General features: G+C 71.0%; 5 protein-coding genes. 1 reads left to right on the top strand and 4 read right to left on the bottom strand.

All coding sequences use genetic code 11. The features are described 5' to 3' along the window. Together alaS and recA are read right to left on the bottom strand one after the other, a co-directional pair. A partial coding sequence (gene alaS / locus ACESL7_RS11195; RefSeq protein WP_372893404.1) for an alanine--tRNA ligase occupies window positions 1-1,469 on the bottom strand: 1,469 nt, incomplete at its 3' end. 115 nt (window positions 1,470-1,584) lie between these two features. After that, window positions 1,585-2,652: a recombinase RecA gene (gene recA, locus ACESL7_RS11200; RefSeq protein ID WP_372893405.1), complete on the bottom strand. Its 1,068-nt coding sequence runs from the start codon at window positions 2,650-2,652 to the stop codon at window positions 1,585-1,587. A gap of 174 nt (window positions 2,653-2,826) precedes the next feature. Here recA and ACESL7_RS11205 point away from each other — a divergent pair, with 174 nt between their 5' ends. Next, complete coding sequence (locus tag ACESL7_RS11205; RefSeq protein ID WP_372893406.1) at window positions 2,827-3,423, top strand: sulfotransferase family protein; 597 nt, start codon at window positions 2,827-2,829, stop codon at window positions 3,421-3,423. 12 nt (window positions 3,424-3,435) lie between these two features. Here ACESL7_RS11205 and ACESL7_RS11210 read toward each other — a convergent pair whose 3' ends face one another. Further along, a complete protein-coding gene (locus ACESL7_RS11210; protein ID WP_372893408.1) occupies window positions 3,436-5,736 on the bottom strand; it encodes a hybrid sensor histidine kinase/response regulator in 2,301 nt (766 codons plus the stop codon). 110 nt (window positions 5,737-5,846) lie between these two features. After that, a partial coding sequence (locus ACESL7_RS11215; RefSeq protein WP_372893407.1) for an RsmB/NOP family class I SAM-dependent RNA methyltransferase occupies window positions 5,847-6,780 on the bottom strand: 934 nt, incomplete at its 5' end.

The raw sequence follows: 6,780 nt of genomic DNA on the forward strand, positions 1-6,780 counted from the left end.
ACCTGCGCGCTCTGGCCCGGGTGGACCTGCGCCACCACGCCGCCGTCCTGCACGAGGGCGAGGATCTGCCCCTCCGCCGTCTCGGTGTCGTAGCCGAGGAAATCGGTCGCGCCGTGCGTCTCGGCGAGGTCGAACCAGATCGTGGCGTCCGCCGCCTCGCCCGAGCCGGCCCAGGCGGCGCGGGCCTGCGCCTTCTGCTCGGCCATCGCCGCCTCGAACCCCTCGAGGTCGACGCCGCGCCCGGCCTCGCGCAGCGCATCCTGCGTGAGATCGAGCGGAAAGCCGAAGGTGTCGTAAAGCTTGAAGGCGGCCCGGCCCGGCAGCGGCGCCGCCTCCGGCAGGTCGCGCAGCTCCTCGTCGAGGAGGCGCAGCCCACGGTCGAGCGTCTGGCGGAAGCGCGTTTCCTCGAGCTTGAGCGTCTCCTCGATGAGCGCCTGCGCGCGCGGAAGCTCCGGGTAGGCCGCGCCCATCTCGGCCACGAGCGCGCCGACGAGGCGATGCATCAGCGGCGCATCCACGCCGAGCTTGTGCGCGTGCCGCATCGCGCGGCGCATGATCCGGCGCAGCACGTAACCGCGCCCGTCGTTCGAGGGCATCACGCCGTCGGCGATCAGGAAGCTGGTGGAGCGCAGGTGATCCGCGATCACCCGGTGGTGCGTCTTGCCCGGCCCGTCGGGATCGGTGCACGACGCCTGCGCCGAAGCCTCGATCAGCCGGCGCATCAGGTCGGTGGCGTAGTTGTCGTTCGTCCCCTGCAGGAGCGCGGCGACCCGCTCGATGCCCATGCCGGTGTCGATCGACTGCGCGGCGAGCTCGCGCCGCGTGCCGTCCTCGAACTGCTCGTACTGCATGAAGACGAGGTTCCAGATCTCGACGAAGCGGTCGCCGTCCTCCTCCGGCGTGCCCGGGGGGCCGCCCCAGTAGTCCTCGCCGTGGTCGAAGAAGATCTCCGAACAGGGGCCGCAGGGGCCGGTGGGCCCCATCATCCAGAAGTTGTCGTCGGTCGCGATGCGCAGGATGCGGTCGTCCGGCAGCCCCGCGACCTTCTTCCAGAGATCGGCCGCGGCGTCATCGGTGTGAAAGACCGTCACGAGCAGGCGGTCCTTCGGGATGTCGAGCTCCTTCGTGATGAGCTCCCAGGCGAGCGGGATCGCCGTTTCCTTGAAGTAATCGCCGAAGCTGAAGTTGCCGAGCATCTCGAAGAAGGTGTGATGCCGGGCCGTGTAGCCGACGTTGTCGAGATCGTTGTGCTTGCCGCCCGCGCGCACGCATTTCTGCGCCGTGGCCGCGCGCGTGTAGTCCCGATGCTCGACCCCGGTGAAGAGGTTCTTGAACTGCACCATCCCCGAGTTGGTGAACATCAGGGTGGGGTCGTTGCGCGGCACGAGCGGGCTCGACGGCACGACCTCGTGGCCGTTTCGCGCGAAGAAATCGAGGAACGTCTTGCGGATCTCGGCGAGGCTCGTCATCGGGCGATCGGTCTTTCGCGGCAGGCGTGAATGGACACACCCCGACCGGGCGCCCGGCCGGGTGGCGCAGCTTTAGCCGCGCGATCGCGCGGTGTCCATGCCCGGGCCGTGCCGCTCAGCCCTCGACGACGCCTGCATCGTCCTCCGAGCCTTCGGAGGCGAGACCGTGCGCGGCGCGCACCTTGCCCTCGATCTCCTGCGCGACGGCGGGGTTTTCCTTGAGAAACGTCTTGGCGTTCTCGCGGCCCTGCCCGATGCGCTCGTCGCCATAGCTGTACCAGCTGCCGGATTTCTCGACCACGCCGGCCTTGACGCCGAGATCGATGAGCTCGCCCGTCTTGGAGATGCCCTCGCCGTACATGATGTCGAACTCGACCTCCTTGAAGGGCGGCGCCACCTTGTTCTTGACGACCTTCACGCGGGTGGCGTTGCCCACCACCTCGTCGCGGTCCTTGACGGCACCGATGCGACGGATGTCGAGGCGCACGGAGGAGTAGAACTTGAGCGCGTTGCCGCCGGTCGTCGTCTCGGGCGAGCCGAACATCACGCCGATCTTCATGCGGATCTGGTTGATGAAGATCACCGTGCAGTTCGAGCGCGAGATGGAGCCGGTGAGCTTGCGCATCGCCTGGCTCATCAGCCGGGCCTGCACGCCCACGCTCGAATCGCCCATGTCGCCCTCGAGCTCGCTCTTGGGCGTGAGCGCGGCCACCGAATCGACCACCACCATGCTGACCGCGCCGGAGCGCACGAGCGTATCGGTGATCTCCAGCGCCTGCTCGCCGGCGTCCGGCTGGCTGATCAGGAGCTCATCCAGATCGACCCCGAGTTTCCGCGCGTACTGCGGATCCAGCGCGTGCTCGGCATCGACGAAGGCGCAGACGCCCCCGTTCTTCTGTTCCTCGGCGACGCAATGCAGCGTCAGCGTGGTCTTGCCGGAACTTTCGGGCCCGTAGATCTCGATGATGCGGCCCTTGGGCACGCCGCCGATGCCGAGCGCGATGTCGAGGCCGAGCGAGCCGGTCGAGGTGGCGGCGATATCCTTGATCGGGTTGTCGCCGCCGAGCTTCATGATCGAGCCCTTGCCGAACTGCCGCTCGATCTGCGCCAGCGCGCTGTCGAGGGCCTTCTGCTTGTCCGGGCTTTTCTTGCTGTCCATTGAGAGAAGATCTGCCGTCGCCATGTGAATTTCCGCCCTTATCCCATACCGCGCCCGCCGCGGCAACGCCTGTGTTCGCGTAGTGTTCGCACTGCACCATGAGGGCAAAACGTGAACATTTCAAGTCGCGTCCCGCCTTCGAGTTTCGTGCGGCGAGGTTAACGGGTAGTTTACGCCGGGCCGGGACAGGAGGGCCGGATGCTGTTTTTCGCGAAGGAGGGCCTGGTGCTGCTTTCGGTGCCCAAGACGGGCACCACCGCGTGGCAGGCCGCGCTCGGCGACCGCGCGAGCCTCGTGGTGCGCGACCCGCCCGAGCTCAAGCACGCGCCGCTTTACCGCTACAACCGCTTCTTCCGGCCGATGTTCGAGAAGTTCTGCGACCGGCCGCCGGAGATCGTCGCCATCGTGCGCGAACCGGTGAGCTGGCTCGGGAGCTGGTTCCGTTACCGCCGGCGGTCCTTTCTGGCGGGGCGGCCGACCTCGACCGAGGGCGTGGATTTCGACGGGTTCGTGCGCGGCTATCTGGCCGAGACGCCGCCGCCCTGGGCGCGGGTCGGCAGTCAGGCGGCCTTTCTCGCGCCGCGGCCCAACGGCGCGCGGGTCGACCGCCTGTTCCGCTACGAGGCGCCCGAAGCGCTGCATGCCTTCCTGCGCGAGCGGCTCGGAACGGACGTGGTGCCGGACCGGGCGAACGTTTCCCCGCAGGCACCGCTCGACCTCGCCGCGGAGACGGAGGCCGCGCTCCGCGCCCGCTGCGCGGCGGATTTCGCGCTCTGGGACAGCGCGGGGCACTGAGCGGAGCCGCGCTCAGTGCAGGAGTTGCCGCTGCACGGTGCGCGTCAGGTCCTCGAGCGAGAAGGGCTTGGAAAGAAAGACCGCGTGCGGCACCTGGATTTCGCCGGGATCGAAGCTGTCCTTGGCGTAGCCTGACACGAAAACGACGCGTGCCCCGGGCTGTGCCGCGAGGGCCTGCCGGACCCACGTGGGACCGTCCATGCCGGGCATCACGACGTCGGTGACGAAGACGTCCACCGGCAGGGCGCTGTCACGCAGCACCTCGAGCGCCTCCTCGGCATTGCGCGCTTCCAGTACCGTGTGGCCGGACAGGCGGAGTGCACGGGACGCGAAGGCACGCACCGGCGTCTCGTCCTCGACGAGCAGGACGACACCGTCGCGCCGCTCCGCGCCGGCCCCGCACGCCGGCGCCGGCGCCGGGGGTGCGGGCTCGGGCGCGGGCTGTTCGGCGGCGATCGGCAGGTAGATGGAGAAGGTCGTGCCAGCGCCGGGCGCACTGTCGACGAAGACGAAGCCACCGGACTGCTTGACGATGCCGTAGACCGTCGAGAGGCCGAGCCCGGTGCCTTCGCCGATGCGCTTCGTGGTGAAGAAGGGCTCGAAGACCTTGTCGAGCTTCTCAGGCGGGATGCCCTCTCCCTCGTCGGTCACGCGCACCAGGGCATAGGCGCCGGCCGGAACCTCGGCGCGGCCGCGCACGAGAGGTTCCTCCAGCGTCAGCAGTTCCGTCTCGATCCGGATCTCGCCGCCCTCGGGCATGGCGTCGCGCGCGTTGACGACGAGGTTCATCATGACCTGCTCGAGCTGGCGCTTGTCCAGACGCAGGCGCGGCAGATCGGGGTCGTGACGGAAGCGCAGCGTGACCCGCTCGCCGAGAAGGCGGTTGAGCAGATGGGTGATGTCGGAGAGCGTATCACGCAGGTCCAGCAGCTCGAGGCTGAGCGTCTGCTTGCGCGAGAAGGCCAGAAGCTGCGTGACGAGGCCGGCCGCGCGGTTGGTGTTCTGGCTGATCTGGATCAGGTCGGCGTAGTCCGGATCGCCCTCGTCGCGGCGCTGGAGCAGCAGATCGCAGTGCCCTGAAATCGCCGTCAGGAGGTTGTTGAAGTCGTGCGCGATGCCGCCGGCCAGCTGGCCGATCGCCTGCATCTTCTGGCTCTGCACGAACTGGCCCTCGAGCGTCTTGAGCTCGGTGGCGTCGTTCAGGACCGCGAGGAGGACGGGCCCCGACGCCTCCTCGATCCGGGTGAGCGTGACCTGCACGAACACGTCTTCGTCGCGACGGCGCAGGCGCAGGAACTCCGACCGGTTCGCGCCTTCGCCGCGCAGCGCCTCCTCGAGCCAGCGCGCGATGGGTCGGCCAAGCCCCTCTGTCAGATCGCCGAGCGACGCCCGCTCCCCGTGTTGCAGGTGCAGCAGACGGCGGGCGCAGCCGTTGGCCATGAGGAGGCGGCCATCGGCAGCGAGCTTGACGAGCGCGACGGGAAGGCGCTCCACCTCGTCGCTTGCAGTGGCGGGCGCTGCGGCCGCGTCGCCCGGAAACAGGTAGATCTCGTCCCGCCCCATCCCGCCGGACAGGCGCGCCACGAGGCAATCCACCGGCCCGTCGCCCCCGCTCACCCGCGTCACCGTCCCGGAGACGGGCGGTGCGGCAAAGATGGCGTCGAGCGTGCGTGCACGCCCGCCCACAAGCCGCCGGGCGGCGTCGTTCATGAACAGGACCGTGCCGCCCCGCCCCGTCGTCAGGCGCGGCACGCCGTGCGTCTCTCCGCCGAGCGCCGCGTCCCGGTCCGAGAAGGGTTCGATCCGCCAGAGCAACGCACCGCCGCCGATGCCGCGCGCCGTCATGCGCAGGTGTCCCTTGCGCGTGACCACGTCCTCGCGCGCGGTGCCCCCGGCGAGCGCACGGTCGCGCAGGCGCGTGAGCACCGCGGTCGGCTCGGCCAGCGTGCTGCGCAGCGACGCGGCCAGCGTTTCCTGCGCCTCGGCGCCCAGAAGGCGCGCCGCGGCCTCGTTGCGCCGGACCAGCGCGCCGGCCTCGTCGGAAATGAGGCAGGGCACCGCGTCACCGGCCACGAAATCCCCGATCGCGGCGAGCGCGCGGCCCCGCCGCCAGGTGTCGACAGCTTCGCCGAGGCGCAGCAGCGCCGCCACCGTGATCAGCGTGCCACCCGCGGCGTAGGCGCCGGCCGCCACCGCACCCGAGGGCGCTAGGATGCCGAGCGCGACGCACGACAGGCCGAGCAGGGGAAGCAGGCGGCGCCGCGCCCCCAAGGACCATGCTGCGCGCGACTCGTCACCCGGCGTGAGGGCCATGTAGGACACGGCGGCCACCCTTTTCCGACTCGTTCAGGCAGCAGTAGGCCCCAGAGACCTTAAGCTGCACTTAAGCGCCCACACACCTCAAGGTTGCATTTTGCCGATCCTCACGCGCGCGTCAACACGCATAGATAGAAGCCGTCGCCGCATGGACCGGGCCGCCAGCGCCGGACCTCTGCAACCTGCCAGCCCGGTCGACGCGCGCGGAAGGCCGCGGTCCGCGCGTCGTTCTCCTCTGCGAGCAGCGAACAGGTGGCATAGGCGAGCGTGCCCCCCGGCGCGACAAGGGGCGCCACGCGGTCGAGGATGGCGTCCTGCGTCGCGCCGAGCTCTGCAAGGCGCGCGGGTGTCAGCCGCCACTTCGCGTCCGGGTCGCGCCGCCACGCCCCGCTGCCCGAGCAGGGCACGTCACAGAGCACGAGATCGAAGGGCGCGGCCGCGTCCGGGCGGGCGAGGACCTCGACCCCGGCCCCCGCCCGCGCCGCGCGCGCGGGCAGGTCGGCAAGGCGGCGCGGCGCGGCGTCGTGCGCGGCGACCGGCCCACCCAGCCGCGCGGCGAGCGCCAGCGTCTTGCCCCCGCCCCCGGCGCAGAAATCGAGCACGCGCGCGCCCGGCGCGAGGGGCAGCGCGGCGACGACCGCCTGGCTCGCGGCGTCCTGCAACTCCACCAGCCCCGCGGCGAAGGCGCGGCTCCGGGCGACACGCCGGGCGCCCTCGGTGACCTCGAGCGCGGTCGCGGCGGTGGCGACGGGGCGCGTCGCGATCCCCTCGGCGGCGAGGGCCTCGGCCGCGCCCTCGCGGTCGGTCTTGAGCAGGTTGGCGCGCAGGTGCACCGGTGCCCGCTCGCGCAGGGCCAGCGCGGCGGCCTCGGCCTGCGGCCCGAGGCTGTCGCGGAAGGCCTCCGCGAGCCAGTCGGGCAGGTCGAGCGCCTCGGCCCCCTCGGGCGCGCGGCCGGCGGCGCGGTCGGCCTCCGAGAGCGGCGCGGGCGCGTGGCGGGCGCCGGTGAAGACGGCCTCCGGATCCTCGCCGCGCGCGCGCAGG

The organism is Rhodosalinus sp. (assembly GCF_041685465.1).
Lineage (GTDB): Bacteria > Pseudomonadota > Alphaproteobacteria > Rhodobacterales > Rhodobacteraceae > Rhodosalinus.

What these genes read in the sequence shown, in the direction of transcription:
- recA (WP_372893405.1), bottom strand. Translation starts at nt 2,652, where the DNA reads ATGGCGACGGCAGATCTTCTCTCAATGGACAGCAAGAAAAGCCCGGAC.
- ACESL7_RS11210 (WP_372893408.1), bottom strand. Translation starts at nt 5,736, where the DNA reads ATGGCCCTCACGCCGGGTGACGAGTCGCGCGCAGCATGGTCCTTGGGG.
- ACESL7_RS11205 (WP_372893406.1), top strand. Translation starts at nt 2,827, where the DNA reads ATGCTGTTTTTCGCGAAGGAGGGCCTGGTGCTGCTTTCGGTGCCCAAG.